This is a genomic window from Brevundimonas sp. UBA7838 (assembly GCF_002500885.1).
GTDB classification, from domain to species: domain Bacteria; phylum Pseudomonadota; class Alphaproteobacteria; order Caulobacterales; family Caulobacteraceae; genus Brevundimonas; species Brevundimonas vesicularis_C.
This window is the reverse complement of the sequence record NZ_DLTK01000041.1, coordinates 4,029-4,461: the sequence shown is the minus strand read 5'-3', so window position 1 is coordinate 4,461 and position 433 is coordinate 4,029. Positions and strand designations below refer to the sequence as shown.

The window sequence follows — 433 nt, the reverse complement described above, 5'->3', positions numbered from 1 at the left end:
GTTCAGCTGTGTGTTGTCTAGCTTCAGATAGATGTCATTGTTGCCGGCGACCGTCTCGTTGGCGACGCTGCGGGCCGCCAGAACCGTCTGGCCCTGGAGGTTGGTCTGGACGCGGGCGTCGGCGCGGACGCGGCCGGCGTTGGCCTGGTCCGTCTGGATCAGCATGGAGCCGCCGGCGTTGGCGGTGATCGCCTGGTTGGCTCCGGCGTTGGCGCCGACCGTCAGGTCCCAGCCGTTGTCGACATAGACGTCGGTGCGCGCCTCGGTCGTCGATGCGGCGTTCGATTGGCGAATGCCCAGATCCTGGTGCGAGGCGCCGGTCGTATTGGTCTGGACCGCATTGGCGACGGCCTGGGACGAGAAGGTCGCAGGCGCGGGGATGTATTGAACGTCGGCGACGGTCTCGGCGAAGACGGTGGTCTGGGCCCGCTGG

General features: G+C 67.4%; 1 protein-coding gene. It reads right to left on the bottom strand.

Annotated elements, in window-relative coordinates; translation table 11 throughout:
- Window positions 1–433, bottom strand: a 433-nt coding sequence (hfaD, locus tag B3T77_RS02775) for a holdfast anchor protein HfaD (RefSeq protein ID WP_292076995.1), incomplete at both ends; no start/stop codon positions are given.